Below are 26,796 nucleotides of genomic sequence, written 5' to 3'. Positions count from 1 at the left end.
ACCCCTTACACAGCCATCAGATCGGCTTCTTTGGCGGCCAGCAGCTTGTCGATTTCTGCGGTGTACTTGTCGGTCAGCTTCTGGATTTCGTCCTGGCCGCGGCGCTCGTCGTCCTCGGTGATGGTCTTGTCCTTCAGCAGGTTCTTGAACTCGGTATTGGAGTCGCGGCGGATATTGCGCACGGCCACGCGCGCACCCTCAGCCTCGCCGCGCACCACCTTGATCAGGTCCTTGCGGCGCTCTTCGGTCAGCATCGGCATCGGCACGCGGATGACTTCGCCCATGGACGCCGGGTTCAGACCCAGATCGGAATCACGGATGGCCTTCTCGATCTTGGCCAGCATCGGCTTTTCCCACGGCTGCACGCCGATGGTGCGGGCGTCGATCAGGGTAACGTTGGCCACCTGATTCACCGGCACATCGCTGCCGTAATAGTCAACCATGACATGATCCAGAATACCGGTGTGGGCGCGGCCGGTACGAACCTTGGCCAAGTCGTTCTTGAACGCCTCCAGCGATTTCTGCATTTTTTGTTCGGCCGATTTCTTGATCTCGTTAATCATGTCGCACTCCCAATCGAAACTTCAAATAACAAGGCGAAAACGGCCATTGCCGTTTTCGCCTTCAGCAATTTTCAAACTCAGCAGTGTACCAGCGTGCCTTCGTCTTCGCCAAGCACGACCCGGCGCAGCGCGCCGTTCTTGAAGATGCTGAACACCTTGATATTCAGCTGCTGGTCGCGGCACAGCGCAAAGGCGGTGGCGTCCATCACTTTCAGATTGCGCGAAATGGCTTCGTCGAAGGTCAGGGTCTGGTAGCGCACCGCGTCCGGGTTCTTTTTCGGATCGTCGGTATACACGCCGTCCACCTTGGTGGCCTTCAGCATGATGTCGACGTTCATTTCCATGCCGCGCAGGGCGGCGGCGGTATCGGTGGTGAAGAAGGGGTTGCCGGTGCCTGCGGCGAAGATCACGACCTTGCCCTCTTCCAAGTACTGCATGGCCTTGCCGCGCACATAAGGCTCGGCGATCTGCTGCATGGTCAGCGCGGACTGCACGCGCGCGATCAGGCCCACCTTGGTCATGGCATCCTTCAGCGCCAGCGCGTTCATCACGGTGGCCATCATGCCCATGTAGTCCGCGGTGGCGCGGTCCATGCCGGCCGCCGCCGGCGCCACGCCGCGGAAGATGTTGCCGCCGCCGATGACGATGCCTACTTCTACGCCAAGCTCCACCACTTCCTTGATCTGGCCGACGATCTGCTCGATCGTGGCGCGGTTGATACCATAGCTGTCATCGCCCATCAGGGCTTCGCCGGAAAGTTTCAGCAGAATGCGTTTATAGGCAGGAACTTGGCTCATGATGTCCTCGGTGTTGGCGGTTTATGGTATTTCAGTTTGCAAAACGGCACCCTGCATGCAGGGTGCCGTCGGTACAGCGGTAGCGCCAGGCTTACAGCTTGGCGGCGGCAGCCACTTCAGCGGCGTAATCCACCACCTTCTTCTCGATGCCTTCGCCCACCACGAACATGGCGAACGCCTTCACCGAGGCCTTTTGCTCGGCCAGCAGCTTTTCAACGGTCTGATCCGGGTTCTTGACGAAGGGCTGACCCAGCAGGGTCACTTCGGCCAGGAACTTGTTCACGCGGCCTTCCACCATCTTGGCGACGATGTCGGCCGGCTTGCCGGATTCGGCAGCCTGAGCGGTGTAGATCTTGCGCTCTTGTTCCAGGGTCTCGGCCGGAACCTGATCCTTGGACACGCACAGCGGCTTGGAAGCGGCGATGTGCATGGCTACGTCCTTGCCCACTTGCTCGGCGCCGGCGTAGTCGACGATCACGCCGATCTTCGCGCCGTGCAGGTAGGTAGCGATCGCGCCTTCGGTCTGGTAGCGAACAAAGCGACGGATGGTCATGTTCTCGCCCAGCTTGGCGATGGCGGCCTTGCGGATTTCTTCCACTTGCACGCCGTCCACTTCAACCGCGCCCAGCGCTTCCACGTCAGCCGGATTGGCGATGGCGACAGCCTTGGCTGCGGCGGTAGCCAGAGCGACGAAGGTCGGATCCTTGGCCACGAAGTCGGTTTCGCAGTTCACTTCAACCAGCGCGCCCACGCCAGCTTCGACGTAGGAACCGATGATGCCTTCGGCAGCCAGGCGACCGGCCATCTTGGAGGCCTTGTTGCCGGACTTGATGCGCAGGATTTCTTCGGCCTTGGCGAAGTCGCCTTCCGCTTCAACCAGAGCCTTCTTGCACTCCATCATGCCCAGGCCGGTGGCCACGCGCAGATCCGAAACCATTTTTGCGGTGATTTCCGCCATGCTTCACTCCTAATGTTGGATTACGTAAACAATCGGGTCCAAAAAAAGGGGCTTGCGCCCCTTTTGGTCCGCTTACTCGGCCTGGGCCGTTTCAGCGGCAGCGACGATCTCTTGCAGAGAGTGCGCGCGACCTTCCAGTACCGCGTCGGCGATGCCGCGAGCGTACAGACGGATGGCGCGGCTGGAGTCGTCGTTACCCGGGATCACGTAATCGATGCCGTCCGGGGAGTTGTTGGTGTCAACAACGCCGATCACCGGAATGCCCAGCTTCTTGGCTTCGACGATGGTACCCTTCTGGTAGCCGGTGTCGATAACGAAGATGGCATCCGGCAGGCCCTTCATATCCTTGATACCGCCCAGCGAGCGCTCGAGCTTTTCAACTTCGCGCTGCAGGTCCAGCAGTTCTTTCTTGTTGTAACCGGTTTCGCCGGCGGATTCCAGGATGGCGCGCTTTTCTTCAAGACGCTTGATGGACTGCTTCACGGTCTTGTAGTTGGTCAGCATGCCGCCCAGCCAGCGGTGGTCGACAAACGGCATGCCGCAACGGGCAGCTTCTTCACGTACGATCTCACGCGCTTGACGCTTGGTGCCCACGAACATCACGGTGCCCTTGTTGGCAGCCAGACGACGCACATACTCCTGGGACTCCACGAACAGCGGCAGGGTCTTTTCCAGGTTGATGATGTGGATCTTGTTGCGGCTGCCAAAGATGTACTTAGCCATCTTCGGGTTCCAGAAGCGGGTTTGGTGGCCGAAGTGAACGCCGGCCTCAAGCATTTGACGCATGGTAACGTTGGTGGACATGCAAAAACTCCTAAAAGGGTTAAGCCTCCATCCGCGCAGACAACCCGTTCTGGAAACTGGTTCCGCCGGGCACCCTTTGGCGCGGATGTGCGTAGTTTTGATTAAAATCCCAGCCAATATGGCAAGGACGCAAGATTCTAGCACCGGAAACCCTTCCGCCTCAAGCTTTCCGTCCCTGTTCCCGCTCCGCGCGGCGGCGTCGCAGCTTGTTGCGTACCACCCATGCGACAAACCAGGTTGGCAGCACGCCCAGAAAGAAGAAAACCGCCGCGCCACCCATGATGCTGCCCTGGCCCACAGACAACATCAATACCACATATAACCAAGCCATCAGCACGATCAGCGTCATAATTAAAACAATCGTTTGAATTGCAGAGAAAATACATCAACAATAAGGCGTCATTGTAAACCAGCCATCAGCCGCCATCATGCACACCGCCATCACCCGCCTGTTTGGCATTGAGCACCCGCTGCTCTGCCCCGGCATGAGCTATATCGCCACGCCGGAACTGGTCGCCGCCGTCGGCAATGCCGGCGGTTTGGGCATTCTCGCCACCGGCCCGCTCTCCGCCGACGCCACCCGCGCCGCCATTCGCCGCATCCGCGAATTGACCGACAAGCCTTTCGGCGTCGGCTGCACGCTGATGATGCCAGGCGCCGCCGACAATGCAAGGGTCGCGCTGGAAGAACAGGCGCCGGTGATCAACTACTCGCTGGGCAAGGGAGACTGGATCGCCGAAGCGGCGCACCGCTACGGCGGCAAAGTGCTGGCAACGGTGGTCACGGAGAAGCACGCCGTCTCGGCGCAAAAATGCGGCGCCGACGCCTTGCTGGTGACTGGACACGAGGCTGCGGCGCACGGCGGCAGCGTCACCTCGCTGGTGCTGGTGCCGGCGATCCGGCGCGCCAGCTCGCTGCCCATCGTCGCCGCCGGCGGCTTTGCCGGCGGCGACGGCCTCATCGCGGCGCTGGCGCTGGGCGCGGACGCCGTCGCCATGGGCACCCGGCTCGCCATGACGCGGGAAAGCCCGGTGCATGCCAACACCAAGGATATGGTGCTGCAGCGCGGCGTAGCCGACACGCTGTATTCGAAAAACTTCGACGGCCTATGGTGCCGAATGATGGACACCCCCGCCGCGCGCCGCGCCAGCCGCAAACCACTGGGGCTGATGCCGGCCGCCTTCCGCGCCAGCGCGGTGGCCCGGCGCATGGGGATGCCCGTGCTGAAGGTGGCGATAGGCGGCATGCTCAAGCAGCCGCAAGCCTTGCGCCAACTGGCGCTGTTCGGCGCCGCGACAGAATCCATCCGCCTCGCCATCCAGGACGGCGACCATGAAAAGGGCGTGCAATTGATAGGCCAGGCCCAGGGCCTGATAGACGACATACCGTCAGTGGCTGAACTGTTCGAACGCCTGATGCATGAGGCAGAACAGTGCCGAACCCGGCTGACCGCCTATCGCTAACGGACAAAACCCTCGTCAATGGAAACCAAGCCCCAATCGACGAGGGCGATACCCGGCGCGGAGCCGCCCCATAGCAGCCTGCGGATGGCCAGAGCGCGCAAGCGCGACGGGACGGCGGCAGACAAAGCCTGATCAGGCCAGGGCGACAGACATGGCGCAGCGAAACGACGCGCGGCTTAAGTTACGGATCCCCGCGGCAGCCATGCCTCAGCGGGATTCCCGCGCCATGGCCTGCGCGCCATCACCCTGCGCCCGCTTCAGCATTGCACGTGCAGATGGAAGGGATGGTCGTTTGGCGTGCCGTTGATATCCGCGGTCCTGACGAAAATCCCATTCGGATTGCCGGCTCGCTGCGTCACGCTGATCAGGCCGAAAGCCGGATAGTTGGTCAACGCATCCCCTATCGTCGCCGTATAAACGCACTGGGAGACATTGCTGGGGAAAATCACCTCGAAGGCGCCGATATTGCTGCCGAAATTGTCCGACGCCGCGCCGGCCGGCCCCACTGCCAGCGTGCCGTCGACATTCACGATGACGCTATAAGTTTTGCTTACCGTCACCGCCGCCGCGGTAACGGCCGCCGCCGCGAAACGCGATGGCGGCTGCCTCTCGGCCAACGCCTGCGAAGCCAGAGATGCCAAAGCCAGAACCGCAAGGCATGCCGTGATACGTAGTGCAGAGTGTCTGGTGTTCATGATACCGACTCCTTACCAAAAAATGCTCAACCGCACCATGCAAGGACAAACCTCAAACGCCCAAACCGCAAGGCGCCGAGCCGGGGCGCGCATGTTCGCCTCCGGATCCAACACTGGATTGCGCGCAAGACTGCCCTATCAAGAACCCTCCCATTCAGACCGCCCCACCCTACCACTATCAAAGATTGATGGAACGAGGCAGCCGATCAGAGGCAAGCGAGGGAATGCATGAACCGGGGAGACTGGCAACTTAAACAGCCGGCACATCTGGCCCAGCTGCCCGCCAAGGAAATGCGGAATGATAAAGACATCTAGATGCAGCTGATATTAAACTTAAAAAGACAATTAATATGCTGACATAAATGCCAGCCCTCCCCTCAACCAGAACGCAAACCGCAACGACATGGTCCAACCGCCGCCTTGCAGCACAGAGCGCGCCAAGTCAGCGACAGGCTACGCATGAACATGCCGAGCCAGCCCATATGCACGAACAACAGGCCGCAAGCCAGCGCATCACCGCCAGGCGACGTTGACGTGCGACAAGCAGCAATCCGCCATGCATTCAACATCGCCTTTGACTAGTCTGAAAACACCGGCCGCCATCGGCCAAACCGCGAAGGAGAAATGCAATGAAGGCTCAAGCTGCATGGTTTTGGCTGGGATGCTGCTTCATGCTGGCATCCTGTGGTGGTGGAGGTGGTGGCGGCGGTTCGGGATCGAGCAGCTTGTCCGGCACCGTGGCGGTCGGCGCGCCGATGCAGAATGCCACGCTGACGGTGCTGGGGGCCAACGGCCAATCCGCCAGCGTCAGCGTCAATAGCGACGGCAGTTACAGCAACCTGGACGTCAGCGCGCTGACCGCGCCCTTCCGACTGCAGGCCTGCGGCCTGGTCAACGCGGTCTACACCTGTCACTACGCCGTGGCACAAAGCGCGGGCACCGCCAATGTCACGTCATTGACCACCGCCCTGGTCACGCTGGCCAGCGGCAGCGACGCCGCCAACATCATGACCGCCGGCGCGCCGTCCGCCAGCGCGCTCAGCAGCAGCCAGCAAACCCTGCAGGGCGCTTTATCGCAAGTTCTGACCGCAGCCGGCCTCAATAGCGGCGCCGACCTCACCACCACGGCCTTCAGCGCCAATCGCACCGGCATGGACAAGGTGCTGGACGCCATCGCCGCCAATACCGGGACCAATAACGGCCATACCTTCGTGCAGCTGGAGGGACGCTTTGGCAGCAGCAACTTCTACGTGGACAATGGCGGCAGCCAATCCGGCAGCCTGAACGACGGCACCCTGCTCAATGGGCTGGGCCTGGACCTGACCAGCATCAGCCAGATATTTTCAGCATTGAATAGCGCTGCCGGCAGCAGCAGCGCCAGCGCCTGCGCCACCGTGCTGAACAACAACGCCGGCCTGCTGGATCCGCAGTTCACGCTCAGCATCAACCAGCAAACCCTCAACGCCAGCAATTTCGCTTCGCAGATCTGCGGCTTCCTGTCGCAAGACGGCTTGCTGGGCGGCAGCGTCGCCAACCCCACGCTGCGCGATTGCGACTTCTCCGGCAACGACAAGATCTGCACTGTCGGCTTCGATGTCATCAACGGCAACACCGTGCAGGAGGGGGCAGAGATGGCAGTCGTGCTGCGCAGCGGCGCAACGGCATGGAAACTGCTGGGCCAAGCGTCGCCGTATGAAATCCACGTCAACGCCAATGTGCAGCGCACGCTGAGAGTGGGCGTCAGCAACCCGCAACCCAGCTATTACCGCGCAATTTCTTTTGAGATCCATACCGGCGCCAATGGCGTCAGCAACGTGATCCAGTCCGCCAAGGTCTATCAACGCAACGCCGCCGGCACCGGCTGGGACAGCACGCCTATCGCCACGCTCAGCAATGCCGGCTGCACCAGCCAATCCTGGCTCACCATGCAAGGCAGCAGTTGCGGCAGCACATGGCTGGGCCTGGACGGCTTCAATAATGGCAGCCTCGCCTCCGGCGATGCACTGATCTCCGCCTTCTTCCAGCGCGGGCGGCAAGTGAAGATCGATCTTTACTCCGACAATGCCTTCAGCAGCCTGATCACCAGCGTCGTCACGCGCGTGGATGGTGTGCCGCCGCAATCGTCTCAACTGGCGACACTGCCCTGGCTGACGCTGGACAGCGCCAGCCAAAGCGCCTTGGCCAACTACGCCAGCGCCCAGGGCAGCGCCTTGAGTTTCTCCTGGACCGGCAGCAATAGCGTCGTCCCGCATGATGCCTCATTCTGCAACAGCGGCAGCTGCAACAATCCCGTCCACATCGACCTGGGCGGCAAATTGGGCAGCGCCGGCAGCGCCAGCTTCAACCTGTCCAGCCTGACGCTGGCCGCCAGCGACTACAAGATGCTCGCGCTGTACGGACGAGACCGCAGCAACCTCGGCTTCGAGAGCAATTACGTCAGTTGCGTCAGCGGCAGCAACAACTGTCCCTGATCAAGTGTTCAGCCTGATCAGCCGTTGATTATCCGACCCCCGCCAGGGCTTGCTGGTCGGCAAGTCCTGGCGGTAGCGGCCGTCTATCAGCACATCGACGTAGCGCAGAATATCCAGCTGAGCCACTTCCTCATGCCGGTAGCCGGTCCATAGCCAGATATCCTTGTCCGGATAGCGGGCCTTGAAGCACCGGCACAAGTCCAGAATCTCGCCGCGATTGGCCGGGTGCAGCGGATCGCCGCCCGACAGGCTCAGGCCGTCGTGCTTGGCGCAATGCGCCAGCAACTGCTCGCGCACCTCTGGCGTGAACGGCCGGCCCGCCTTGCGATCCCAGGTCGATGGGTTGTGGCAGCCCGGGCAGGCATGCGGACAGCCGGTGACGAACAGCGTCACCCTCACCCCTTCGCCATTGAGCAGATCGCAGGTGTAATAGCGGTCATAATTCATGGCCGCATCAATGCTCGCCGCCATAATGCTTGACGCGCCGCATCACTTCCTTCTGCTTGCCCGCATTGAACGGCCGGGCATTGGGACTGCCGAGATAACCGCACACCCGGCGCGTCACCGACAGCGAGGCGCTGTCGCGGTTGCCGCATTGCGGGCAGCAAAATCCCGCCGCGTCGGCCACGGCCTCTCCCATGAAACCGCACTGGCCGCAGGAGTCCACCGGGGTATTGCTGCCGAAGTACGGCACGCGCTGCAAGGCGTAATCCCAGATCGCTTCCAGCGCCTTCAGATTGTGCTGCATGTTAGGCAGCTCGACATAAGTGATATGGCCGCCGTTGGCCAGCTCGGCGAAGCCGGTTTCGAAGTCTATCTTCTCAAACGGGTTGACCTTGCGGAACACGTCCAGATGGAAGGAATTGGTGTAGTAGCCCTTGTCCGTGACATCGGGAATATTGCCAAACCTCTCCTTATCCAGCCTGCAGAAGCGATGACACAAGGATTCGCTGGGCGTGGAGTACAAGGAGAAGGCGAAACCGGTTTCGCGCCGCCATTGCGCGGCGGCTTCCTTCATCCGCGCCACCACCTGGCGCTGGAATGCCTGAGCCTCGCGGCTGTCCGCCGGATGCGCGCCGAACAGCAGCACGCCTACCTCATGCAGGCCGATGTAACCCAGGGAAATGGAGGCGCGCCCATCCTCGAACAGGCGCATGATGTCCTCGTCCGGCTGCAGCCGCATGCCGAAGGCGCCTTCGGTGTACAGAATCGGCGCCACATTGGCCTTGACCCCGCGCAGCCGCTCGATGCGCAGCATCAGCGCGCGGAAACACAGCTGCAGACGCGGCTCCAGCAAGCGCCAAAACGCCTCGGCATCGCCGCGCGCCTCGATGGCGATGCGCGGCAGATTCAAGCTGACCACGCCCAGATTGTTGCGGCCATCCAGCACCTCCCGGCCCGACGCGTCGCGCCACACCGACAGGAAACTGCGGCAACCCATGGGCGAAACCGGCACCGAAGAGCCAGTGGTCTGGCGGATCAAGGCGGCGGAAATGATGTCCGGATACATGCGCTTGGAGGTGCATTCCAGCGCCAGCTGCTTGATGTCGTAATTGGGATCGGACGGCTTCAGATTGATCCCATCGTCGATGAACATCACCAGCTTGGGGAATACCGGCGTGATGCCTTCCTTGCCCAGGCCCTTGATGCGCACGCGCAGGATGGACTGCTGAATGATGCGCTCCTCCCAAGCCGTGCCCATGCCGAAGGAGAATGTCACGAACGGCTGCTGGCCGTTGGAGCTGAACAGGGTGTTGATCTCATACTCGCAAGCTTGAATGCCGTCGTAACACTCCTTCTCCGTCCGCTCGCGGGCGTAACGATCGGGATCGGGGATAGCGTATTGCTTGGCCACATCCAGATTCTTGCGATAGCTCTTCAGCACATACGGCGCCAGCGTCTGATCGATATTCGGGATGGTGGTGCCGCCGTACTGGTGGCTGGCCACCTGGGCAATGATCTGCGCCGTGACGGCGCAAGCCACGCCTATCGACTTGGGGCTCTCGATCTGGGCATTGCCCAGGCGGAAGCCCTGCTCCAGCATGCCCTGCAAATCCACCAAGCAGCAATTGGTGAACGGCAGGAACGGCGAATAGTCCAGATCGTGAAAATGGATATCGCCAGCGCTATGCGCGGCCAGGATGTCCTTGGGCAGGAAATTGCCGGCGAACTGCTTGGACACGATGCCCGCCATCAAATCGCGCATCACCGGAAACACATTGGCGTCCTTGTTGGCGTTCTCGGTGGTGGCCTCCTCGTCGGTCTTGTGCACCAGCCCCATCAGTTTGGCATGCAGCTCGGAACCGCGGGCGCGCACGGTGTCGCGGTCATGGCGGTACTCGATATAAACCCGCGCCACCTCCGGATAGCGCCGCATCAGCGCGTCCTCAACCCTCTTCTGGATGGCCGGGATGTCCAGCCGGCCATCCCGCGCCAATTCGCGGCACTCGCGCTCCACTTGCGCAGCGATTTCCAGCGCCAGACCGGCCGGCTCCGCATGGCCGGCCGCCGCCGCCGCTCGCCGGCAAGCATTGGCAATCTTGCCGATGTCGAATTCCACCACCGCGCCATCGCGCTTGCGCACCTGAAGCATCGTCGCCCCTCCACAGTTCTATCGTCGGAAAACGGAGTTGGCGCGCGCCATCGCGCGCAGCTCCGCAACGGACGTTATTGTGGCGAAATCCATCTGACGCCGCCCGGCTTTTTATTCAAAATATGGGGATGGAATTTGCCGTCGATCAATATATTGTGATTTTCAGCCATCCACATACGCCGCTTGGCGCAAAGTCGGCGCCAGGCGCCGCCCAAAACAAACCCCGCTGGCGCGGGGTTTGTTTCATGCCGATCCATCAAGCTGGATCAGTTGCTTTCGATCTTGGCCATCTTGCGGCGCTCATGCTCTTGCAGGTAGCGCTTGCGGATGCGGATGGATTTCGGCGTGATTTCCACCAGCTCGTCGTCGTCGATGAACTCCACGGCCGACTCCAGCGTCAGCTTGATCGGGGTGGTCAGACGCACGGCTTCGTCGGTGCCGGAGGCGCGCACGTTGGTCAGCTGCTTGCCCTTGACCGGGTTCACCACCAGGTCGTTGTCGCGGCTGTGAATGCCGATGATCATGCCTTCGTACAGCTTGTCGCCCGGGGAGACGAACATGCGGCCGCGGTCTTCCAGCTTCCACAGCGCGTAAGCGACGGCTTCGCCGTTCTCTTGCGAGATCAGCACACCGTTGTGACGGCCCGGCAGATCCGGCTTCACCGGCGCGTAGTCGTCGAACACGTGGCTCATCAGGCCGGTGCCGCGGGTCATGGTCATGAAGTCGGACTGGAAGCCGATCAGACCGCGCGCCGGGATATGGTATTCCAGGCGGGTGCGGCCCATGCCGTCCGATTCCATATTGGTCAGCTCGCCGCGACGGCGGCCGATTTCTTCCATCACGCCGCCCTGGTGATCGTCTTCCAGGTCGATGGTCAGGTTTTCATACGGCTCGCACTTTTGGCCGTTGATTTCCTTGTAAACCACGCGCGGCTTGGCCACAGCCATTTCGAAGCCTTCGCGGCGCATGTTTTCCAGCAGAATGGTCAGGTGCAGTTCGCCGCGGCCGGACACGCGGAACACGTCGGCGTCGCCGGTATCTTCCACGCGCAGCGCCACGTTGGTCAGCAGTTCTTTGTTCAGACGGTCGCGGATCTGGCGCGAGGTCACGAACTTGCCCTCGGTGCCGGCCAGCGGCGAGGTGTTCACCATGAAGTCCATGGTCAGGGTCGGCTCGTCCACGGACAGCACCGGCAGGCCAACCGGCTGGTCCTTGTCGCAGATGGTCACGCCGATGCCGATATCCTCGATGCCGGAGATGATCACGATGTCGCCGGCTTCCGCTTCCGGCACTTCCACGCGCTCCAGGCCCTTGAAGCCCAGCACCTGGTTGATGCGGCCGGTGGCAACCTGTTCTTCGTGGTTCATCACCACCACTTGCTGACCCGGCTTGATGCGGCCGTTCAACACGCGGCCCAGGCCCAGGCGGCCGGTATAGGTGGAGTAGTCCAGCGCGGAGATCTGCAGCTGCAGCGGCGCGTCGGCGCTGCCGGCCGGGGTCGGCACGTGGGACAGCACGGTGTCAAACAGCGGACGCATGTCGCTGGACTCCTGATCCAGCTCATGCTTGGCGAAGCCGGACAGGCCCGATGCGTAGATGATCGGGAAGTCCAGTTGTTCGTCGGTGGCGCCCAGCTTGTCGAACAGGTCGAAAGTCTGGTCAACCACCCAGTCCGGACGCGAGCCCGGACGGTCGATCTTGTTGATCACCACGATGGGGCGCAGACCCAGGGCCAGCGCCTTCTTGGTCACGAAGCGCGTTTGCGGCATCGGGCCTTCCACGGCGTCAACCAGCAGCACCACGCCGTCCACCATGCCCAGCACCCGCTCCACCTCGCCGCCGAAGTCGGCGTGTCCCGGGGTGTCGACGATGTTGATGTGCACGCCTTCGTAGTTGATGGCGGTATTCTTGGCGAGAATGGTAATGCCGCGCTCTTTTTCAAGATCGTTGCTGTCCATTACGCGTTCGTCGACATGCTGGTTTTCGCGGAAGGTGCCGCTTTGCTTCAGCAATTGGTCAACCAGGGTGGTCTTGCCATGGTCCACGTGGGCGATGATGGCGATGTTGCGGATTTGTCGGGTCATGTTTAGCGTTTCGGCTGGAATTCTGAAAACAGAAAAATCGAAAGATTATAGCATGCTAGCCCAGCGCCAAGAAAATTTCGGTAAAAACAAATGATAGTTTTATAGTTTCGCCATTAATAAACGGCGGCGGCAAAAACTTGAGGCCGAGAGTTCGGCCGACTCGTCGCCACCGGCTTTTGGCGCTACACTGCCGGCCATCCGGCAACACCAAGGACTCCTGACATGTACGACTGGAACGCTCTGTGGCATGAGCGCGAAGCCTACCGCACCGGCTTCGACATCCACCATAACGACGCCAACGAACTGGCCGACGCGCTGCGCGCCAAGCTGATCCATCCGGCCGCCCATCCCGAAGAAGTGGCCGTTTATGAAAACGATGATCGCTACATCCTGGCCGGCCACGCCGGCGGCCTGCAGCTATTGGAAGTATTGAAGCACGGCCTGTTCGACATCACCCTGCGCTTCGTCACCGAGGACGAGGGGCAGAACGTGCCGCTGCCGTATGTGGAAATCCACGTCGACAATCTGGCCACCGAAGAACAGGCGGTCTGGCGCGGAGAAGCCCGGCTGGACGACGAGGGCCGCATCTGGGTGGGCAAGCGCACGCTGGATGAAAACGTGCTGCCGGCCATGCCCTTCGACGAGCTGTCCTTCACCGACAACGCGGAATTTCGCGAAGCCCTGTCGCGCGTCTGGCATGAGGACTTGCCGCAGTTGCGTCCGCTGATCGAAGCCTGGTTCCATCATGGCGGCGCGGCGCCCGCCCACGAGGAGCCGGCTCATTACGGCGACGCCGACCGCGTGCAGCAGATCTGCGACCGCTACGCCGAAATCGTCCGCCGCGAGCAAGCGCTGCTGTCGCGCCTGTTCAGCGACGACGAACTGCGCCTGATCGCCGGCGTCATCGCCGGCATCCACTTCGACAGCGCAGCCTCCTGCCGCGGCGTGTGGCTGGCGGTGGAAGCCCGCATCATCGACGACGAGCTGGATCAACAGTTCCAGATCGACAGCGAGGCGCTGCTCGGCAAGCTGAAGAATCTGAGCTACGCCCAGGAAGTGGCGCTGATCGAAGCGCTGTCGCCGCTGCAATCGTGACGGGCCAGCGGCTCAATCCGCCGCCCCCGTCAAAATGGCGCGCATGGCAAGCGGTTTCGGGTATCATGCACGCCATTTTCGAGCAATCACACTAAAAATTCGCAGCCTGCCAGCCATCTTGGCGCGGCAAGCCGCCATTCCTCTGGAAAGATCGATTACATGACAGAAGCCACTGCCCTGCGCGACCTCCCGCGACACACCCTATTCCGTGCCGGCGACGTATTCGTCCTGTTTGGCGAACTGTTCGGCCGCGGCTACGCCAACGGCCTGATCAACGAGGCGCGCAAGGCCGGCATGGAAATCATCGGCATGACCGTGGGCCGTCGCGACGAGAACAACCAGCTGCGTCCGCTGAACGAAGAAGAGTTGGCGGAAGCGGAAGCCAATCTGGGCGGCAAGATCATCAACGTGCCGCTGATGGCCGGTTTCGACCAGGATGCGCCGGCAGGCGAAGCCACGCCCACCCAGCTGCTGGCCGCTCTCAGCCTGAAGACCTGGCAAGACGACAAGCTGGACTGGGAACATATCGAAAAATGCCGCCAGATCGGCGTCGCCCGCTTCCAGGCCGGCGTGGCGCAAGCCATGGCGCAGCTGGACGGCATGATCGCCGATGGCCGCAATGTATTCTTCGCCCACACCATGGCCGGCGGCATTCCCAAGGCCAAGGTGTTCCTGGCCATCGCCAACCGCGTATACAAAGGCCGCGGCGAGCGCTTCCTGTCGACCGAGGCCTTGCTGGGCAGCGACCTGGGCAAGCTGATTCTGCAGAACTTCGACGAAGTCACCGCCAATACCTTCCAGCACCTGATAGACGGCAGCGCCAAGCTGCGCCAGCGCCTGGAATCCTCCGGCGGCCAAGTGCGCTATACCGCCTACGGCTATCATGGCACCGAGATTCTGATCAACGGCGAATACCAGTGGCAGACCTACACCAACTACACTCAGGGCTACGCCAAGATGCGGCTGGAAAACATCGCCCGCGCCGCCTGGCAAAACGGCGTCAAAGCCACGGTGTTCAATTGCCCGGAAATCCGCACCAATTCATCGGACATCTTCGTCGGCGTGGAGCTGCCGCTGCTGGCGCTGCTGCGCGCCTTGAAGCGCGAACAAGCCGGCGCTTGGGCGGACGCGCAATGGCAGGCCTGCGCCACCTTGCTGCAGGACGGCTACGCGCTGGAGGATGTGCTGGGCAAGCTCGACGCGCTGAATGATGGCGAAGTGATGCGCGGCTTCCGCGATTTCGCGGCCTGGCCCATGCCGAACAGCCCGGAACTGGCGGACGTGATGATAGGCGCTTCCGAATCCATCGTCGCCATGCACCGCGACGCCAAGGCGCTGATCACCGACCACCTCAGCAGCCTGGTGATCGAAGCCAGCGGCGCGCTGATGTTCGGCGAAGCCGCGCAGCCGGGGGCCCCGGTGCTGTGGCTGAATCACGACATCATCGCCCGCCAGCTGAACCAGGCCAACGGTTAAGCCATACCCGCTCAGGCCTCCCCGGCCTGGGTGGGAAACATCGTCAGCACCACCTTGCCCAGGTTGCGGTTTTCCGCCACATACTGATGCGCATCCGCCACCTGGGTCCAGGGATAGCTGCTGTCCACCACGGCGCGCAGCCGTCCATCCAGAATCGCCGGCAGGATGCGCTCGCGCAGCGCCGCCGCCAGCCTGGCCTTCACCGTCAAGGGCTGTGGCCGCAGCGTGGAGCCTATCAGGCTGAGCCGCTTCATCAGCAGCCGGCCGAAATCCAGCTCAGCCTTCAAACCGCCCATCAGGCCGATGTTGACTAGACGGCCATCCGGATTCAGCGCCTGCAAGTTCTCCGCCAGATAGCTGGCGCCCACCGGGTCCAATACCACATCCGCCCCGCCCCAGCTGTTGACCAGATCGCCAAACGCCGCCGTCTCGCGATAATTGAAGACTTGCCGCGCGCCCATCTCGCGGCAGAACGCCAGCTTTTGCTCGCTGCCCGCGCTGGCGAACGCCGCAGCGCCCAGCATGTTCGCCAGTTGGATCGCCGCCGCGCCCACGCCGCTGGCGCCGGCATGGACCAATACCCGTTCGCCGGCCTGCAACTGGGCTTTTTCCACCAAGTTGAACCAGGCTGTCATCCAGGCTTCCGGCAGGCTGGCGGCCTCGACCCAGGACAGCTCATCCGGCTTGGCGATGGCCAAAGCCTCCTCCATCAACACGTACTCGGCGTAGCCGCCGCCCTCCACCAGGCCGAATACCGCGTCGCCAGGCTGGAACGCCGAACCGTGCGCCGCCTCCTCCACCCAGCCGGCCACCTCCAGGCCCATCAGCGGGCTGGCGCCAGGCGGCGGCGGATAGCGGCCTTCGCGCTGCACCAGGTCGGCGCGGTTGACTCCGGCCGCCATCACCCTCACCAGCAACTTGCCCGCCGCCAATTGCGGGCGCGGCCACTCGCCTATATCCATCGTTTCCACGCCGCCGGGCGTGTGCTGCACCACTGCCTGCATCATGATTCCCATCCTTTCGTCGGCTTGCGCTCAATGACGGACAGATGCGGCCAATGTCGGACAATGCAAGCGCCGCGACTGGACAGCCTATGAGCTGGATCAAGCAATCCGGGCCAGCATTGATTACAATCCCTCGTCATGAGCGAGAACTGTTTCCATTGCGGCCTGCCCGTCCCCACCGGCGTGCATTTCCCCATCCGCTACCGCCAGCAAGAGGAGGCGGCCTGTTGCGCTGGCTGCCAGGCGGTGGCCAACACCATCATCCAGTCCGGTCTGGCCGACTACTACCAACACCGGACCGAGGGCGCGGCCCGCGCCGAGGCGCTGCCATCCGCCGTGCTGGAGCAGATCAAGCTATACGACGCCGAAGAGCTGCAGCAAAGCTTCGTCCACCGCGGCGACGGCGAGGAGCGCGAAGCGGCGCTGATGCTGGAAGGCATCACCTGTGCCGCCTGCATCTGGCTGAACGAACAGCATCTGCGCCAGTTGCCCGGCGTGCTGTCGGTAGACATCAATTACAGCACCCAGCGCGCCCGCGTACGCTGGGACAACAGCCGCATCCAGCTGTCCGCCATTTTGCAGGCGGTGGCGGACATAGGCTATCGCGCCCATCCCTACGACGCCGAGCGCCAGGAGAAACTGCAGCAAAAAGAACGCAAACAAGCGCTGACCCGGCTGTGGGTGGCCGGGCTGTCGATGATGCAGGTGATGATGTACGCGGTGCCGGTCTACCTGGCGCCGGACGGCGACATCGCGCCGGACTTTCTGTGGTTGCTGCACTGGGCCAGCTTCATCCTGACGTTGCCGGTGCTGCTGTATTCGGCCCTGCCGTTTTACCGCAATACCTGGCGCGACCTGAAACGCGGCCGCGTGGGCATGGATACGCCCGTCACCATCGGCATTCTCACGGCGTTTTTCGCCAGCTTCTGGGCGCTGATCCACAAGGTGGAGCATGGCATCTACTTCGACTCGGTGTCGATGTTCGTGTTTCTGCTGCTGGGCGGCCGCTATCTGGAGGGCATCGCCCGGCGCAAGGCCGGCGCCGCCAGCGAAAGCCTGGTCAGGCTGGTGCCGGCCTTCGCCCACCGCTTGGCGAATTGGCCAGACAGCCGCGACAGCCATGAGGCCACCGTCGCCAGCCTGCGCCCCGGCGACGTCATCCTGATCAAACCCGGCGAAACCATCCCGGCCGACGGCGCCGTGCTGGACGGCAAGAGCGCCTGCAACGAATCGCTGCTGACCGGCGAAAGCCGGCCCATCCCCAAGCAGCCCGGCGATGCGCTGATCGCCGGCAGCGTCAACACCGCCAGCCCGCTGCTGATGCGGGTGGAGCAGGTTGGCCCCGCCACCCGGCTGGCCGGCATCGTGCGCTTGCTGGACCAGGCGCTGTCGGAAAAACCCAGGCTGGCGGTGCTGGCCGACCGTTTCGCCAGCTGGTTCGTCGCGCTGCTGCTGCTGGCCGCCGCCGGCAGCTACATCGGCTGGCATTTCATAGATCCGGACCGCGCGCTGTGGATCATGGTGGCGGTGCTGGTGATTTCCTGCCCCTGCGCGCTGTCGCTGGCCACCCCGGCCGCGCTCACCGCCGCCAGCGGCAACCTCGCCGCGCAAGGCGTGCTCACCACGCGCGGCCATGCCTTGGAGGCGATGGCGAAAATCACCGACGTGGTGTTCGACAAGACCGGCACGCTGACCCACGGCCAGATGCGGCTGCGCGATGCGCAAGGCCCATTGCTGCGCGCACAGGCCTTGGCGCTGGCCGCGGCGCTGGAACAGGCATCCGAACACCCGCTGGCGCAAGCCATCGTCGCCGCGGCGGATGGCCTCGCGCTGCCCACGCTGCAATCCGCGGCCAATCATCCGGGCCACGGCGTAGCCGGGATGATTGACGGCGAGGAATGGCGATTGGGATCGGCGCCGTTCATCGCCGTCTGGCTGAACCAGCCAGTCATGGAACAGACAAACTGGCATCCTGACTGCAGCCAAGTGCTGCTGGCCAATCGCGATGGCGTGCAGGCCTGCTTCGCCATCGGCGACAACTGCCGCGACGATGCCGCCGCGCTGGCGCGCAAGCTGCGCGCGCGCGGGCTGACCGTGCATCTGCTCAGCGGCGATGGCGAAACCGCCGTCGCGAGCTTGGCCGCAGAACTGGGCATCGCAGATTGGCGCGCCCGCGCCGCGCCGGAGGGCAAGCTGGCCTTCGTTTCCCAATTGCAAGCCCAAGGCCGGCGCGTGCTGATGGTGGGCGACGGCATCAACGACGCACCAGTGCTGGCGCGCGCCGATGTCTCCATCGCCATGGGCGGCGGCACCGATGTCGCCCGCGCCAGCGGCGACATGGTGTTGATTGCCGACCAGCTGCTGCTGATAGACCAGGCCATCGCCATGGGCCGGCGGGCGCTGACAGTGATTCGGCAAAACCTGCTGTGGGCGGCGGGGTATAATGTGGTGGCGCTGCCCTTGGCCATCGCCGGCCATGTCACACCGTGGCTGGCCAGCCTGGGCATGGCGCTCAGCTCGCTGCTGGTGGTCGGCAACGCCTTGCGCCTTACCCAACGGAAACCTTGATGGAAAGCCTTTATCTGCTCATCCCGCTCAGCCTGGTGCTGGCCTTCGTCATCGGCGCGGTTTTCTGGTGGGCCACCCGCGCCGGCCAGTTCGACGACATGGAAGGCCCGGCCCACCGCATCCTGATGGACGACGATACGCCGCATAGCGACGACAAACTGGAATGACGCTGCGCTACCCATCCGGGTAAAATGCGCGGCAATCGACCGCCGCCCTTTATGGCCGGCGGTCGATTGCTGTAGAATGCCGCGTCTTTAAGCATTAGCAAATCATTATCCTGCTAGTTTTAAAGGCGTCTCCGTGAATACCATACAAGCCCTGGCCGGCATGCTGCTCCTTGTCGGCACAGCCTTCGCTTTCTCCACCAACCGCCGCGCCATCAACTGGCGCACCGTGCTGATCGGCCTGGCCATTCCCAGCGGCCTGTTCCTGGCGATCAACTACCTGCCCGCGGTCAACGCCGCCTTTGCCGCTTTCGGCAGCGGCTTCGCCAAAGTATTGAGCTTCTCCGGCGACGGCGCGCGCTTCATTTTCGGCGATCTGTCGCACCCCGGCGGCAAGCTCGGCTTCCTGTTCGCCTTCACCGTGCTGCCGGTCATCATCTTTTTCTCCGCCTTCAGCGCCTTGCTGTACCACTTCGGCATCCTGCAGAAAGTGGTCAACGGCCTGGCTTGGCTGATGAAACGCAGCCTGCGGCTGTCCGGCCCGGAGAGCGTGGTGACGGCGGCCAACATCTTCCTGGGCCAGACCGAGGCGCCGCTGCTGGCCCGCCCCTACATCCAGCACATGACCCGCTCCGAGCTGGCCTGTGTGATGATTGCCGGCATGTCCACGCTGTCCGGCGGCGTGATGGCCGCTTACGTCGCCTTTCTCGGCGGCGCCGACCCGGCCGAGCAGGCTCGCTTCGCCACTTATCTGCTGACCGCATCCTGCATGAACGCGGCCGGCGCCGCCACCTTCTGCAAGATCATGTTCCCGGAAACCCGCCCGGCTGAGATTTCCAGCAACAAGCTCACGGCCGAGCAGGAAAAGACCGGCGGCAACTTCGTCAGCGCCGTGGTGTCCGGCGCGCTCGACGGCATGAAGATGGCCGCCGCCGTGGCCACCATTCTGCTGGCCATCGTGTCGCTGATCGCGCTGGCCAATTACGCGGTGAAGGACGGCCTGGGCGAGCTGCTGGGCGTCAACGGCGCCATCCGCGCCGCCACCGGCGGCATGTTCGACGGCCTGACGCTGCAATATCTGGCCGGCCAGGCTTTCCGCGTCTGCGCCTTCCTGATGGGCATAGGCTGGCACGAGACCTTGGGCGTCGGCAGCCTGCTGGGCCAGAAGATCGTGCTGAACGAGTTCATCGCCTATCTGGACCTGGCCAAGATGAAGGCGGCCGGCTCGCTGTCGCCCGGCACGGTGATGATCTCCACCTTCGCGCTGGCCAGCTTCTCCAACTTCTCCTCCGTGGGCATCTGCGTGGCCGGCATCGGCGCGCTGGCGCCGTCGCGGCAGCAGGAGCTGGCCGACATCGGCATGCGCGCCCTGCTGGCTTCGATACTGACCGGCTTCATGACCGCGTCCACGGCAGGCCTGTGGCTGTCGCTGGCGTAAGCCGGCGTCACTGACAAGCAGGCGGGAATCCGTTAGCATGCGGTTCCCGCCTTTTGCATGAACGGCTCCATGAAATCCGAATTCTCCTTCTTCGCCACCCGGCGTTTCCTGCCGCTGTTCGGCACCCAGTTTTTGGGCGCCTTCAACGACAATATGCTGAAAACCGCCATTGTGGTGCTGATCAGCTTTCACGGCCTGACGACAGCCGGGCTGCCGCCGGAGCAACTGGTCAACCTGGCCGCCGGCATTTTCATTCTGCCGTTCTTTCTGTTCTCGGCCAGCGCGGGCAAATTGTCCGAACGCTTCGACAAAGCGCGCATCGCCCGGCTGATCAAGCTGGCGGAAATCGCCATCATGCTGCTGGCCGGTGCAGGCTTCCTGTTGCAATCGGCCGCCATCCTGCTGAGCGCGCTGTTCCTGATGGGCACCCACTCCGCCTTCTTCGGTCCGCTGAAGTATTCGGTGCTTCCGCAGTATCTGCGAGAGCACGAACTGGTGGGCGGCACCGGCCTGATCGAGATGGGCACCTTCCTCGCCATTCTGCTGGGCCAGCTGCTGGGCAGCGTGCTGACGCACAATAGCGTGCTGATGATCATCGCCGCCCTGCTGGCCACCGCCGTGCTCGGCTTTTTCAGCAGCGCCAGGATGCCCTCGGTGCCGGCCGGCGCGCCGCACCTGAAACTGTCTTGGAACTTCATCGGCGATTCGGTGCAACTGGTAGGGCAAGCCTGGAAAATCCACGATGTGCGCTGCGCCATCCTCGGCATTTCCTGGTTCTGGCTGATGGGCGCCATCTACACCACCCAGCTGCCCACCTTCACCCGGCTGCATCTGGGCGGCGACGCCGATGTCTACACCCTGCTGCTGGCCTTGTTCTCCATCGGCATCGGCATCGGCTCCATGGCCTGCGCCAAGGTTTCGCACGGCAAGCTGCAACTGGGCATCGTGCTGCTGGGCAGCGCCGGCATGACGGTGTTCGGCGGCGATCTGGCCCTGGGCGCCATGCCGCACCATCAAGGCCAGCTGGCCACGCTGACGGAATACCTGTCGCGCGCCGGCAGCTGGCGCAGCATCGTCGATGTCGCGCTGCTGGGCTTTTTCGGCGGCTTCTTCGCCGTGCCGCTGTACACCTGGCTGCAAACCGGCAGCCCGGACGCATTCCGCTCGCAGGCGGTGGCGGCCAACAACATCATCAACGGCTTCTACATGGTGGCGGCGGCCATCGGCAGCGTGCTGATGCTGAAATGGTATGGCAGCATCTCCATGCTGCTCTTGGCGGCTGCCTTGCTCAATGTGCTGGCCACCGCCCACCTGGCCTGGCGCGCGCCGGTGATCTGGCGCCAGCGCTTCAGCTGGATCCGGCCACTGCTGGGCCGCTCATAAATGACAACGGGGGCCAAAGCCCCCGTTTCTGCATCCGCGCCAAGGCGAACGTCCCCATCAAGCCAGCTTGGCCAACGCGTCGCGCAAGGCGGTGCGCAGCCCTTCTTCTATCACCGGATGGTAGAACGGCATGTCCAGCATCTGGGCGACAGTCAGCTGCTGCTGATGGCTCCAGGCCAGCAGATGGGCGAGATTCTCTGCGCGCGGGCCTATCATCTCCGCCCCGAGGAAGCGGCCGGTCGCCTGGTCCGCATACACATGCAGCAGGCCCTTGTTGAGGCCCATCACCCGGCTGCGGCCCTGGTCCTCGAAGCTGACTTCGCCGACCACGAAGCTGCCTTCCGGCAGATCGGCGAAGCGGCGGCCCACCATCATCATCTGCGGGTCCGAGAACACCACGGCGATGGGCGAGCGGCGCAGGCCCGGCGTCACGCCGGGATAACGCGCCGCGTTGAAACCGGCGGTCTTGCCCTCGTCGGCCGCCTCGTGCAGCAGCGGCAGGATATTGTTGGCGTCGCCGGCGATGAACACCGGGGCGCCGACGCACAACAGCGTTTCCGGATCGAACACCGGCCCGCCGCGCGCGTCCAGCCGCACGCTGGTGTTCTCCAGCCCCAGCCCCCGCACATTCGGCGTGCGGCCGGTTGCCGCCAGCACATAGTCGAAACGCTCCTCGACCTCTTCTCCGTCCAGGTTCACGTAACGGATGCGCGCGGAATCGCCGTCATTGGCCATTTCCAGCACCTGGGCGCTCGGATCGAGGTAGAACTGATCCTGCAAGGCCTGCCGGGCGTAATCGCGCACCGCGGGATCGGACAGCGGGCCGACGCCGCCGCCCACGCCGAACACGCGCACCCGCACGCCCAGCCGGGACAAGGCCTGGCCTAGTTCCAGGCCGATCACGCCGGGGCCGAACACCGCCACGCTCTGCGGCAGCGTCTCCCAGTCGAACACGTCGTCGTTGACGATCAGCCTATCGCCAAAAGCCTGGAACGGCGCCGGAATGGCCGGCGACGAGCCGGTGGCGATCACCACGCGCTTGGCCTGGACGATGGCGTGGTCGTCCACCTGCAGCGTGGTGTTGTCGACGAAGCGAGCGTAGCCGCGCAACTTGTCTTCGGCCGGAATGCCATCCACGCCGCGCACGACGAAGCCGACAAAGCGGTCGCGCTCGCTGCGCACCCGGGCCATCACCTCGCGGCCATCGATGCGGACCTCGCCATCGACATGCACGCCGAACCTGTCCGTGTGGCAGGCGTGATGGGCTGCCTCCGCCGCGGCTATCAACAGCTTGGACGGCATGCAGCCGACGCGGGCGCAAGTGGTGCCGTAGGGGCCGCCTTCGATGATCAGCGCAGAGGCGCCCTCCGCCTTGGCGGCGCGGTAGGCGGCCAGGCCGGCGGTGCCGGCGCCGATGACGGCAACGTCGATATGGATGGTTTTCATGGTCTGTATCCTCTTATCTGGCGGGGATGCGGCACGACACGCCGCGCATGCCGTCCCGCATCCCGGCGAAAAAACGGCCGGCAGGAGTACCGGCCCAAGGCGACCGGCGGCGTCAGGGCCCGAAGCCGCCGGCAACGAACGTCAGTTCAACCTTACTTGGCGAAGCGCTTTTCCACTTCGTCGGCGGAGCCGATCAGCCGGCCGTTGATGAACACTTGCGGGGCAGTCATTGCACCGGACACGCCGCCCAGCACCTTGCCGCGAATCTTGTTGTCCAGCGGCACTTCGACGAAGTCGTAGCCGTTTTCAGCCAGCACGGCCTTGGCGCGGGCGCAGTGCGGGCAACCGACCTTGGTGAACACCACCACTTGATCCGGCTTCTTGGCCGTCGGATTGATGTAGTTCAGCAGGGTGTCGGCATCGGACACCTTGAACGGATCGCCCGGTTCTTGCGGCTCGATGAACATCTTGTCCACCACGCCGTTCTTCACCAGCATGGAATAGCGCCAGCTGCGCTTGCCGAAGCCCAGGTCGGCCTTGTCCACCAGCATGCCCATGCCTTCGGTGAAATCGCCGTTGCCATCCGGAATCATCACCAGATTGCTGGCTTCCTGATCCTTGGCCCATTCGTTCATCACAAAGGTGTCGTTGACCGATACGCAGAGGATGGCGTCCACGCCGTTGGCGAAGAAAGCCGGCGCCAGTTCGTTGAAACGCGGCAGGTGGGTGGACGAGCAGGTGGGGGTGAACGCGCCGGGCAGCGAGAACACGGCGACGGTCTTGCCATCGAACAGTTCTGCGGTGGTAACATTCTTCCATTCGTTGTTTTCGCGGATGCGGAAAGTCACGTTCGGTACGCGTTGGCCTTCACGATTTTGCAGCATGGCTATCTCCTTAGCGGGGTGATGCGGTTGTTAACTATCAATGGGTTCATTCTGATAGCCATGATCAAATTCGTCTAATTGATTGTCGCAAGAATTCTGATTGTTTTTCCTAATGAGCTACGCGCGCGACCGGCCGCCACTGGCCAACGGCGCCGCAGCATCGGCATCACACACACCGTTCCAAATCGATATGCATATCCACGGCCTGCACCACATCGCCATCATCGCCTCCGACTATCAGCGCTCGCGAAACTTCTACCACCGCATTCTGGGCTTGCCGATCGTGGCCGAGAACTGGCGGGAAGAGAGGCAGTCATGGAAATTGGACCTCGCCTTGCCGGGAGGCGCCCAAATCGAATTGTTCAGCTTTCCGTCGCCGCCATCCCGCCCCACCCGGCCTGAAGCCTGCGGCCTGCGCCACCTGGCCTTGGCGTGCGCCGATGCCGCGGCCGCGCGCAGCTATCTGCAGGCGAACGGCGTCGCCTGCGAAGCGATCAGGGTGGACGAATATACCGGCGCGCATTTTTTCTTCTGCTCCGATCCAGACGGCTTGCCGATCGAGTTTTACCAAAGCGCCTAAGCGCCGCTCACCCGGCGCCGCGGCCATGGGCGGCCGCCCATGGCTCAAGCCGCTCGACAAACCAGCGCAAAGCCTTGCCGCCGCTCCCGTGCCGCCAGGCAAAACAAGCCGCCGGCATCGGGCGGGCGGATTCCACCCGCCGCGAAACCAGCTCGCCCCCGGCCAGGTGCTCGCGCACACACTCCCTGGGCAGGTAGCACACGCCCAAACCGGCAAGCGTCAGACTGAGCTTGGCCGAATTGCTGTAGACCAGCAGCAGTTCCTGCCCCTCTTCCACGCCGGCCGCGCGACCGCGCATATTGCGCGCGGTATCCCCGATGGCGATCAGACGATGGCGGCGCAACTTTTCGCGCCCTATTGGCTCTGGCTCGGCCGCCAGCGGGTGATCTGGCCGCATCAGCAGCAACATGTCCATCTGGCCGATCTCGCGGCAGCTGCAACCATCCGGCACCACCTGCATCGGCGCGCCTATCACCAAGTCGGCCCGTTCATCAAGCAGCGCGTCCCAGGTGCCGTTGAAAATCTCGCGGGCAAAACTTAGCCGGGTGCCGGTGCCCAAGGCATCGAATTCTTGAATCAGCGGCACCAGGGTATCGATCGGCGTCACCCCGCTCAGCGCGATGCGCAGCTCATCCTCCCAGCCCTCGACGCGCAGCGCCAGCCGCCGTTCCAGGCGATCGGCGGCATCCAGCAGCCGGCGTCCGTCGCGCAGCAGCACTTCCCCCTCCGGGGTCAAGCGCGCGCGGTAGCCGCTGCGATCGAAAATGGCGATTCCCAGCTGTTGTTCCAACTTCTGCATGGTGTAGGTCAACGCAGACGGCACCTTGTGCAAAGCCTCCGCCGCCGCGGCGAAACTGCCGTGCCGCGCCACCGCATCCAGCGCCGCCAATGCCTCGAGCGAAATCTTCATATTCAAATTCCTTGAATTTCAGCTTCTATCATTTCCGCTTTTTCGGACCTGAAATAGAAAATAAAATTCAAAATCACTCAAAACATAGGAAAAATCGATTTTATTAAAAACATATTAAACATTAATACAAATTAATACTTCAATTTTTTTAACAATTATATGCTGCACATTGCGCCAAGCAATTAAACGCCGACCTGATTCACTCATGCGCCCCCACACACCCGTCTGACCGCCTCCCCTCACCTGCAACGCATCTGCGGCATTCGCCCGCACAGGAGTTCCATCACATGCACCACCCACTGCTACGCCCCTTATGGCTTGGTTTGTTATTGCCGCTCATGAGCGCCTGCGCGCCCTCGCAACCCAAATCCGAACCGGAGATTCCTACCGTCACCGTGCAAACGGTACGCCCGCGCAACGTCCCGCTGCGTCTGGAGCTGGTGGGCGAGACCGCCGGGTTCCGCGATGTGGAAGTGCGCGCCCGCGTCGGCGGCATCCTGCTCAAGCGCACGTATACAGAAGGCCAGCCGGTAAAACAGGGACAAGTGCTGTTCCAGATCGACCCCGCGCCCTACCAAGCCGTGCTGGAACAGGCGAAAGGCGCGCAGGCGCAACAACAAGCCGCGCTGGACAAGGCCACCGCCGACCGCGACCGGATCATTCCGCTGTTCAAGGAAAACGCCGTTTCCAAGATGGACTACGACAACGCCGTATCCGCCTACAACAAGGCGCGCGCCGCCAAGCAATCCGCCGACGCCAAGGTCAAGGAAGCGCAGCTCAACTTTGACTACACCCATGTCGCCGCGCCCATTTCCGGCATGACCAGCAAACAAGTGCAATCGGAAGGCAGCCTGATCCGCGTCGACGCCGCCGAGCCGCTGACCACCATTTCGCAACTCGATCCGATGTATGTGAACTTCTCGATCTCGGAGCAGGACCGTCTCGACTACGAACACGGAGTCAGCCATGGCGACATCGTGGCGCCCACAAACGCGCCGCGGGTCCGCATCCTGCTGGCCGACGGCAGCGAATATCCATTGACCGGCGAACTCAACTTCCACGACAACCGCGTGGACCCGCGCACCGGCACCATCCGCAGCCGCGCCATCTTCGCCAATCCGGACGGAAAATTGCTGCCTGGCCAGTTTGTGCGCGTGCTGCTGGATCTGGGCACCCGCCAGAACGTGATCACCGCGCCGGAGTCCGCCATCATCCAGTCGCAAGCCGAAAACATGGTGCTGACCGTTGACGAGAACAACAAGGTAGCCGCGCATCCGGTGGAGCTGGGCATGCAGAGCGGCGGCCAGGTGGTGATCGAATCCGGGCTGGCCGCCGGCGAACGCCTGATCGTGGATGGCTTGATGAAGGCCACGCCCGGCAGCGTGGTCAAGCCGATCGCCCAGGCCGGCCAATAGGAGGC

At 63.0% G+C, this 26,796-nt stretch carries 23 protein-coding genes; 10 read left to right on the top strand and 13 right to left on the bottom strand.

Translation table 11 applies throughout. The annotated features are described in order from the left end of the window. Positions 1–5 precede the first annotated feature (5 nt). From frr to QUG01_RS01060, 5 genes are all read right to left on the bottom strand, one after another. Positions 6–563 (bottom strand): ribosome recycling factor, encoded by a 558-nt coding sequence (gene frr, locus QUG01_RS01080; RefSeq protein WP_500828499.1) that lies wholly within the window; start codon positions 561–563, stop codon positions 6–8. Between the two features lie 77 nt (positions 564–640). Continuing rightward, the gene (pyrH, locus tag QUG01_RS01075; RefSeq protein ID WP_103316840.1) at positions 641–1,360 is read right to left on the bottom strand and encodes a UMP kinase; all 720 of its coding nucleotides are present in this window, start codon (positions 1,358–1,360) and stop codon (positions 641–643) included. A gap of 91 nt (positions 1,361–1,451) precedes the next feature. Beyond that, positions 1,452–2,318, bottom strand: a complete 867-nt coding sequence (tsf, locus tag QUG01_RS01070; protein ID WP_103316842.1) for a translation elongation factor Ts — start codon at positions 2,316–2,318, stop codon at positions 1,452–1,454. A 72-nt stretch (positions 2,319–2,390) separates the two neighbouring features. Continuing rightward, positions 2,391–3,122 carry a 30S ribosomal protein S2 gene (gene rpsB, locus QUG01_RS01065; RefSeq protein WP_043624984.1) on the bottom strand — a complete coding sequence of 244 codons (732 nt, stop codon included), beginning with the start codon at positions 3,120–3,122 and terminating at the stop codon, positions 2,391–2,393. A gap of 160 nt (positions 3,123–3,282) precedes the next feature. Then, the gene (locus tag QUG01_RS01060) at positions 3,283–3,471 is read right to left on the bottom strand and encodes a hypothetical protein (RefSeq protein WP_500828498.1); all 189 of its coding nucleotides are present in this window, start codon (positions 3,469–3,471) and stop codon (positions 3,283–3,285) included. 52 nt (positions 3,472–3,523) lie between these two features. Here QUG01_RS01060 and QUG01_RS01055 point away from each other — a divergent pair, with 52 nt between their 5' ends. Next, positions 3,524–4,585, top strand: coding sequence for an NAD(P)H-dependent flavin oxidoreductase (locus tag QUG01_RS01055; protein ID WP_500828628.1), 1,062 nt, complete (start codon positions 3,524–3,526; stop codon positions 4,583–4,585). Between the two features lie 257 nt (positions 4,586–4,842). Here the strand turns inward: QUG01_RS01055 and QUG01_RS01050 are convergent, their stop codons facing one another. Then, positions 4,843–5,280 (bottom strand): hypothetical protein, encoded by a 438-nt coding sequence (locus tag QUG01_RS01050; RefSeq protein WP_500828497.1) that lies wholly within the window; start codon positions 5,278–5,280, stop codon positions 4,843–4,845. A 629-nt stretch (positions 5,281–5,909) separates the two neighbouring features. Here QUG01_RS01050 and QUG01_RS01045 point away from each other — a divergent pair. Further along, positions 5,910–7,751, top strand: coding sequence for a hypothetical protein (locus QUG01_RS01045; protein ID WP_500828496.1), 1,842 nt, complete (start codon positions 5,910–5,912; stop codon positions 7,749–7,751). Here QUG01_RS01045 and nrdG read toward each other — a convergent pair whose 3' ends face one another. The 3 genes from nrdG to typA all read right to left on the bottom strand — a co-directional run bounded on the left by nrdG (position 7,752) and on the right by typA (position 12,428). Then, positions 7,752–8,198 (bottom strand): anaerobic ribonucleoside-triphosphate reductase activating protein, encoded by a 447-nt coding sequence (nrdG, locus tag QUG01_RS01040; RefSeq protein ID WP_500828495.1) that lies wholly within the window; start codon positions 8,196–8,198, stop codon positions 7,752–7,754. Positions 8,199–8,205: 7 nt separating this feature from the next. Next, a complete protein-coding gene (gene nrdD / locus QUG01_RS01035) occupies positions 8,206–10,344 on the bottom strand; it encodes an anaerobic ribonucleoside-triphosphate reductase (RefSeq protein WP_500828494.1) in 2,139 nt (712 codons plus the stop codon). A gap of 266 nt (positions 10,345–10,610) precedes the next feature. Beyond that, positions 10,611–12,428, bottom strand: a complete 1,818-nt coding sequence (gene typA, locus QUG01_RS01030; RefSeq protein ID WP_106076415.1) for a translational GTPase TypA — start codon at positions 12,426–12,428, stop codon at positions 10,611–10,613. Between the two features lie 222 nt (positions 12,429–12,650). Here typA and QUG01_RS01025 point away from each other — a divergent pair, with 222 nt between their 5' ends. Both QUG01_RS01025 and QUG01_RS01020 read left to right on the top strand, forming a co-directional pair. Then, positions 12,651–13,523 carry a hypothetical protein gene (locus QUG01_RS01025; RefSeq protein WP_500828493.1) on the top strand — a complete coding sequence of 291 codons (873 nt, stop codon included), beginning with the start codon at positions 12,651–12,653 and terminating at the stop codon, positions 13,521–13,523. A gap of 159 nt (positions 13,524–13,682) precedes the next feature. Next, positions 13,683–14,999, top strand: a complete 1,317-nt coding sequence (locus tag QUG01_RS01020; RefSeq protein WP_500828492.1) for an enoyl ACP reductase FabMG family protein — start codon at positions 13,683–13,685, stop codon at positions 14,997–14,999. A gap of 11 nt (positions 15,000–15,010) precedes the next feature. On the opposite strand, the gene QUG01_RS01015 is transcribed toward QUG01_RS01020, so the two are convergent. After that, positions 15,011–16,006: an NAD(P)H-quinone oxidoreductase gene (locus QUG01_RS01015; protein WP_500828491.1), complete on the bottom strand. Its 996-nt coding sequence runs from the start codon at positions 16,004–16,006 to the stop codon at positions 15,011–15,013. A 135-nt stretch (positions 16,007–16,141) separates the two neighbouring features. On the opposite strand from QUG01_RS01015, the gene QUG01_RS01010 reads away from it, so the two are divergent. The 4 genes from QUG01_RS01010 to QUG01_RS00995 all read left to right on the top strand — a co-directional run bounded on the left by QUG01_RS01010 (position 16,142) and on the right by QUG01_RS00995 (position 21,556). Beyond that, positions 16,142–18,571 carry a heavy metal translocating P-type ATPase gene (locus QUG01_RS01010; protein WP_500828490.1) on the top strand — a complete coding sequence of 810 codons (2,430 nt, stop codon included), beginning with the start codon at positions 16,142–16,144 and terminating at the stop codon, positions 18,569–18,571. After that, positions 18,571–18,738 (top strand): cbb3-type cytochrome oxidase assembly protein CcoS, encoded by a 168-nt coding sequence (gene ccoS, locus QUG01_RS01005; protein ID WP_500828489.1) that lies wholly within the window; start codon positions 18,571–18,573, stop codon positions 18,736–18,738. Before QUG01_RS01010 ends, ccoS begins: the two co-directional genes overlap by 1 nt. Positions 18,739–18,871: 133 nt before the next feature. Beyond that, on the top strand, positions 18,872–20,173 hold the full coding sequence (locus QUG01_RS01000) for a NupC/NupG family nucleoside CNT transporter (protein ID WP_500828488.1): 1,302 nt from the start codon (positions 18,872–18,874) through the stop codon (positions 20,171–20,173). 69 nt (positions 20,174–20,242) lie between these two features. After that, a complete protein-coding gene (locus tag QUG01_RS00995; RefSeq protein ID WP_500828487.1) occupies positions 20,243–21,556 on the top strand; it encodes an MFS transporter in 1,314 nt (437 codons plus the stop codon). 57 nt (positions 21,557–21,613) lie between these two features. Here the strand turns inward: QUG01_RS00995 and QUG01_RS00990 are convergent, their stop codons facing one another. Both QUG01_RS00990 and QUG01_RS00985 read right to left on the bottom strand, forming a co-directional pair. Then, entirely contained in the window at positions 21,614–23,002 is a 1,389-nt protein-coding gene (locus tag QUG01_RS00990) for a dihydrolipoyl dehydrogenase (protein WP_500828486.1), read from the bottom strand. A gap of 152 nt (positions 23,003–23,154) precedes the next feature. Continuing rightward, a complete protein-coding gene (locus tag QUG01_RS00985) occupies positions 23,155–23,886 on the bottom strand; it encodes a glutathione peroxidase (RefSeq protein WP_500828485.1) in 732 nt (243 codons plus the stop codon). A 190-nt stretch (positions 23,887–24,076) separates the two neighbouring features. Here QUG01_RS00985 and gloA2 point away from each other — a divergent pair, with 190 nt between their 5' ends. Continuing rightward, positions 24,077–24,466 (top strand): SMU1112c/YaeR family gloxylase I-like metalloprotein, encoded by a 390-nt coding sequence (gene gloA2 / locus QUG01_RS00980; protein ID WP_500828484.1) that lies wholly within the window; start codon positions 24,077–24,079, stop codon positions 24,464–24,466. A 7-nt stretch (positions 24,467–24,473) separates the two neighbouring features. On the opposite strand, the gene QUG01_RS00975 is transcribed toward gloA2, so the two are convergent. Beyond that, a complete protein-coding gene (locus tag QUG01_RS00975) occupies positions 24,474–25,376 on the bottom strand; it encodes a LysR family transcriptional regulator (protein ID WP_500828483.1) in 903 nt (300 codons plus the stop codon). Between the two features lie 287 nt (positions 25,377–25,663). Here QUG01_RS00975 and QUG01_RS00970 point away from each other — a divergent pair, with 287 nt between their 5' ends. Then, positions 25,664–26,791: an efflux RND transporter periplasmic adaptor subunit gene (locus tag QUG01_RS00970; RefSeq protein ID WP_500828482.1), complete on the top strand. Its 1,128-nt coding sequence runs from the start codon at positions 25,664–25,666 to the stop codon at positions 26,789–26,791. The last annotated feature ends 5 nt before the right edge of the window (positions 26,792–26,796 follow it).

The sequence above is a fragment of the Chromobacterium sp. CCUG 76385 genome, assembly GCF_059916625.1.
Note: the sequence above shows the minus strand (reverse complement) of the source record. Positions and strands in the feature narration are given on the sequence as shown.

Bases quoted from the DNA above. Each gene is read 5' to 3' on its own strand.
- frr (WP_500828499.1), bottom strand. From the start codon at position 563: ATGATTAACGAGATCAAGAAATCGGCCGAACAAAAAATGCAGAAATCG.
- pyrH (WP_103316840.1), bottom strand. From the start codon at position 1,360: ATGAGCCAAGTTCCTGCCTATAAACGCATTCTGCTGAAACTTTCCGGC.
- tsf (WP_103316842.1), bottom strand. From the start codon at position 2,318: ATGGCGGAAATCACCGCAAAAATGGTTTCGGATCTGCGCGTGGCCACC.
- rpsB (WP_043624984.1), bottom strand. From the start codon at position 3,122: ATGTCCACCAACGTTACCATGCGTCAAATGCTTGAGGCCGGCGTTCAC.
- QUG01_RS01060 (WP_500828498.1), bottom strand. From the start codon at position 3,471: ATGACGCTGATCGTGCTGATGGCTTGGTTATATGTGGTATTGATGTTG.
- QUG01_RS01050 (WP_500828497.1), bottom strand. From the start codon at position 5,280: ATGAACACCAGACACTCTGCACTACGTATCACGGCATGCCTTGCGGTT.
- QUG01_RS01045 (WP_500828496.1), top strand. From the start codon at position 5,910: ATGAAGGCTCAAGCTGCATGGTTTTGGCTGGGATGCTGCTTCATGCTG.
- nrdG (WP_500828495.1), bottom strand. From the start codon at position 8,198: ATGAATTATGACCGCTATTACACCTGCGATCTGCTCAATGGCGAAGGG.
- nrdD (WP_500828494.1), bottom strand. From the start codon at position 10,344: ATGCTTCAGGTGCGCAAGCGCGATGGCGCGGTGGTGGAATTCGACATC.
- typA (WP_106076415.1), bottom strand. From the start codon at position 12,428: ATGACCCGACAAATCCGCAACATCGCCATCATCGCCCACGTGGACCAT.
- QUG01_RS01025 (WP_500828493.1), top strand. From the start codon at position 12,651: ATGTACGACTGGAACGCTCTGTGGCATGAGCGCGAAGCCTACCGCACC.
- QUG01_RS01020 (WP_500828492.1), top strand. From the start codon at position 13,683: ATGACAGAAGCCACTGCCCTGCGCGACCTCCCGCGACACACCCTATTC.
- QUG01_RS01015 (WP_500828491.1), bottom strand. From the start codon at position 16,006: ATGATGCAGGCAGTGGTGCAGCACACGCCCGGCGGCGTGGAAACGATG.
- QUG01_RS01010 (WP_500828490.1), top strand. From the start codon at position 16,142: ATGAGCGAGAACTGTTTCCATTGCGGCCTGCCCGTCCCCACCGGCGTG.
- ccoS (WP_500828489.1), top strand. From the start codon at position 18,571: ATGGAAAGCCTTTATCTGCTCATCCCGCTCAGCCTGGTGCTGGCCTTC.
- QUG01_RS00995 (WP_500828487.1), top strand. From the start codon at position 20,243: ATGAAATCCGAATTCTCCTTCTTCGCCACCCGGCGTTTCCTGCCGCTG.
- QUG01_RS00990 (WP_500828486.1), bottom strand. From the start codon at position 23,002: ATGAAAACCATCCATATCGACGTTGCCGTCATCGGCGCCGGCACCGCC.
- QUG01_RS00985 (WP_500828485.1), bottom strand. From the start codon at position 23,886: ATGCTGCAAAATCGTGAAGGCCAACGCGTACCGAACGTGACTTTCCGC.
- gloA2 (WP_500828484.1), top strand. From the start codon at position 24,077: ATGCATATCCACGGCCTGCACCACATCGCCATCATCGCCTCCGACTAT.
- QUG01_RS00975 (WP_500828483.1), bottom strand. From the start codon at position 25,376: ATGAAGATTTCGCTCGAGGCATTGGCGGCGCTGGATGCGGTGGCGCGG.
- QUG01_RS00970 (WP_500828482.1), top strand. From the start codon at position 25,664: ATGCACCACCCACTGCTACGCCCCTTATGGCTTGGTTTGTTATTGCCG.